Source organism: Moorena sp. SIO3B2, from assembly GCF_010692525.1.
GTDB classification, from domain to species: domain Bacteria; phylum Cyanobacteriota; class Cyanobacteriia; order Cyanobacteriales; family Coleofasciculaceae; genus Moorena; species Moorena producens.
The window spans coordinates 1-3,842 of sequence record NZ_JAAHHE010000502.1; the positions used below are offsets into that span (position 1 = coordinate 1).

The following is a 3,842-nucleotide window of genomic DNA, read 5'->3' on the forward strand; positions in this document are numbered from 1 at the left end:
GCTGTCACCAGCAAATTCACTGGAGCACTCCTAAGGGAGAGAATATCTAGGAGCCATATGAGGGGAAACTTTCACGTATGGTATGACAGGAGAGGTGCCCTCCTTAATCGGAGGCATCGACTCTAACTAAGCCCCATAGCGGAAACGAGGGGGAACATGCCAGCAAAAGTCCTGGATGTTCGGCGAGGATGCCGCCTGTCGCGAGGGATAAAACCTTGTAATCAAGACGGATACCCCCACCTCGCGAACGCAGGTGGGGGAAGCATTCAGTAGGGATTAGGCACAAGGGAAAAAAGTGATGGGGTAAGATGTTATGTTCAATCTAGAAAATTCGACCCTCTGGGTGGATAAAATCTATGGTTGGGGAAACTAGACCGGTTGGGGAAACTAGACTCCCCCTGTGGGAAGATTCCTAAGACTATCCTCATCAATCTATTTCTATTCTGCTCACCTTTATTGACTGGTAAATCAGGTCTGGGCAATACCTTAAAATAGGTTAAGTGTCTAAATATACTGACTGCCGTCATCCTTTAAAGGATTAATAGCCTTAAGGATCAAAACTAGGTCGGTTGACCAATAATCTCCGAAAATTACCATCCTGCAACCCCAAAGGGGTTAAGCGTTCAAATGTGTTAATCAAGAATTGGGCACAATAAAAGTAAAAGAGGACGATCAGTGTGCTGTATCTCGCAGAGGTAAGAAAGCAGAAAACTGGGTTTATGGGTAGAGCTCAGGCCGAACTTAAACTGCTGGCTTTTCAGCGGACTGACCAGAGTTGGAATAAGGTGTCTGGGGAGGAAGTGCTTCCGACAGAACAAGCCAATAACTTTGGTGATGGTGCGTTGGTGATTGTTAACCTGAGTGGGAATCGACAAATACAGGGAACAATCGAGGCAGCGGGGGGAAGGTTAGTCAATCTGTTGCAAAATTTCTCTCGCTTGCTAGAAAAGTCAAAAAACCAGGAAGAAGAAATTGAGCAGTGGAAGCAATCTTTGACCTATCAAAGTCAAGAACTCAACCGTCGCGAGATGGAAATGGAAGCGCGGCTTGAGCAGATGCAAACGATGGAGGAGGATTTTTCCAGAATAGAGCAACAACGCCAAGAACTGGAAAGTACTCAGGCAGAAACTGCTAAACTCAGACAAGAATTGGAGCGTAAAAGTAAGGAGCTTGAAGGTGCTTGGGAACAACTCCGGGGACAGCAGCTACGCTTAGAAGAGCAAGTTTCAGAGGGTCAATACTCTGTTGGTTTAGATGCTCAGCAGGCTGGTGTGATTCAGCAATTGCTCAATCGCTTATCAGGAGGATTAGAATCAACACAATCTGTCTGGGAACCACTGAATCAAGCCTTGGAAGTAGTCAAGCATCAGCATTCGGTGTTGGATACTCACTGGCAGCAGTTAAATGAACAGCGTCTATTAGCTCAAAAATTGGAAGCAGACGTTGAGGGTCACGGGGAGGAAGTCCAACATCAAACCCAAAAGTTACAACAATTACAAGCATCCTGTGAACAGGCAAACCGCGAAATGCAAGTGCAGCAAACCAATCTAGAGATCAAGCTCGAATCAGCTAGGATGGTGAGTCTGCAACTCCAAACTCAGCAAGAGTTATACCAAGAACTGGCTCGAATGGCAGCAACATCAGGGGATGTCAAGATTAGCCAAATGGTGGATATTGCAGCACTAGAAAAAATGCCCTTGGGTGAGTTACAGGATATAGTTCAGAATTTGCAGCAGGATTTGGAAAAAGTTGTACGCTTCGTCAATGACCAAGAAGAAGAACTAACACTCCAACACCAAGGGATTGAAGAACTACAAGAACAGATTAGGGTCGCTAGTGAGTATGATCGTATTAGTCTAGAAACCCAGTTAGCAGATGAGCAAGACCGTTACCAGATGCTGGACAGAACCTTGGTGGGTCAACGCCGGACTCTATGGGAACGAGAAGAAATTCTAAATCAGCACCTACGAGTGTTGCGACTGCGGCAAGGAATTGTGGATAGTAATGGTCAACAAAACCAGAAAATTGACTTAGGACCAATTTTGCTCGAACTAGAAGCACAGTGCAAACAACACTCAGATCAATTGCAACAACTAGAACGAGAAATTGAACAGATGCGCCTTAGGGTTAGCGAAGCTGAAGAATTGATGAATCAACAAACCCAAGAAAAGGATGCTAAGCTGGCTCAGGTAAAAAATTGGGAGGAAAGTTGGCTATCCAATCAGGTGAAGGTAGCTCAACTTTGGGGGAAAGTCGATATCTATGAAGAAACCCTACAGCCATTGCAAGATGCTCTCAATGAACTTCGACAGAAGCTGGAGGCGATCGCAAATGCTCTGAATCAAATCCAGGAAACAGGTGATTCTCAACAACAAGCGATCGCTCAAATATCCCAAATCATCAGTAGCTTAAGCCAATCTCCAGAGTTGGCAGCTTCTTAGGTTTAAGGTTTAATATTGAATGTTGAATGTTAGAATGTTGCTCCCCCAAGGCGATTCGTTGTAGGGTAGGTTGAAGAAGAAAAATTTATCAGAAACTAAGAGATAGAACTGTTTCATAGTTCATACTTTATAGTTAATCTTTATAGTTAATACTTCATACTTCATACTTCAGTATTAAGAATAATCCATTCTTCTTCTACCAAGGCTGTTACTCCACCAGGAAAGGATGACGTTCGAGAGCAGTTGGGAGCAGCAATTAAACCAGTCACGGCTTCGATTTGCTCAAAGCTGAGGGCTTTGGTTTGGTTTTCCTGAAGGAACTTCCGAATCACACGACGTTGCAGAGCTAGGGGAGCTTGCTGTAATACCAGACGATTCAATCGTGGAGGGCTATTGCTAGCAGGATCTTCCTCGACCGTAGGTACTGCCATGGCTTGCTTCTGGATTTGCTCAGCAGTGTTTTCCAGATATTCCACGTCTGCTCGCAAGATTTCAGCAATTTGGGACAAGGCTGTCTCAACTTGTGGGTTGAAATGGGTTTTTAAATAGGGGATTAGCTCTTGGCGGATGCGGTTACGGGCATAGTTAAGGTCTTGATTGTAAGCATCCACCCAAATGGACAGTTGCTGCTGCTCGCAAAACTGGAGAGTTTCGCTACGGGATGTGTCAAGTAGGGGACGCACCAGACGTACTCCAGGAGCAAGAGGTCGTTCCCAGGTCAAAGCTTGCAAGCCATCAGTCCCTGAACCTCTGATCAGGTTATAGAGGACTGTTTCAGCGCGATCGCTTTTTGTGTGACCAGTGACAACAGTGGCGTAACCTTGAGTTTGGGCAATGTCAATCAGGGCTTGATAACGCCACTGCCGCGCTGCTGATTCGCTCTTTTTCACTTCAGGGGCAATTCGTAGATGAAATGGAAGCCCCCAACTTTGAGCAATTTGCTGTACATGAAGGGAAATTCCCTCATCATAGGTCCAACGGTGGTCACAGTGGGCGATTCCTAGCTGCCATTTCCACTTGGGCTGTAAATCTAGCAGTAGTTTGCTTAGGCAAAGGGAATCTTGCCCACCGGATACGGCTACTAAAACCTGCTGATTCTTTGGTAGTAGCTTCTTTTGCCGCAGGGTTCTATGTAGCCGTGCATGAAGAGGTGTCCAACTCGGTATCTCAGACATTAGAGTGGTTATGAATAGTTATCCAAAACTTTGACCAAAAATTTGGGTCTCAAGCCCCGTCCTTCGTCCGACGGCTTTTGTGCTATAATATTACGTAGGGTTATCCCACGTCAAAATGATCGTCTTAGAATTTAAGGTCAAAGGGAATAAAACTCAATATGCTGCCATTGATGAGGCGATACGCACTGGTCAGTTTGTACGAAATAAGTGCATCCGTTACTGGATG

Annotated in this window: 2 protein-coding genes; one reads left to right on the plus strand and one right to left on the minus strand. The window is 45.3% G+C overall.

Annotation, left to right across the window (positions count from 1 at the left end):
- Positions 1-677 precede the first annotated feature (677 nt).
- On the plus strand, positions 678-2,441 hold the full coding sequence (gene hmpF / locus F6K38_RS37020; protein ID WP_044492395.1) for a pilus motility taxis protein HmpF: 1,764 nt from the start codon (positions 678-680) through the stop codon (positions 2,439-2,441).
- 161 nt (positions 2,442-2,602) lie between these two features.
- On the opposite strand, the gene tilS is transcribed toward hmpF, so the two are convergent.
- Positions 2,603-3,616 (minus strand): tRNA lysidine(34) synthetase TilS, encoded by a 1,014-nt coding sequence (gene tilS, locus F6K38_RS37025; RefSeq protein ID WP_008180692.1) that lies wholly within the window; start codon positions 3,614-3,616, stop codon positions 2,603-2,605.
- Positions 3,617-3,842: the final 226 nt, after the last annotated feature.

What these genes read in the sequence shown, in the direction of transcription:
- tilS (WP_008180692.1), bottom strand. Translation starts at nt 3,616, where the DNA reads ATGTCTGAGATACCGAGTTGGACACCTCTTCATGCACGGCTACATAGA.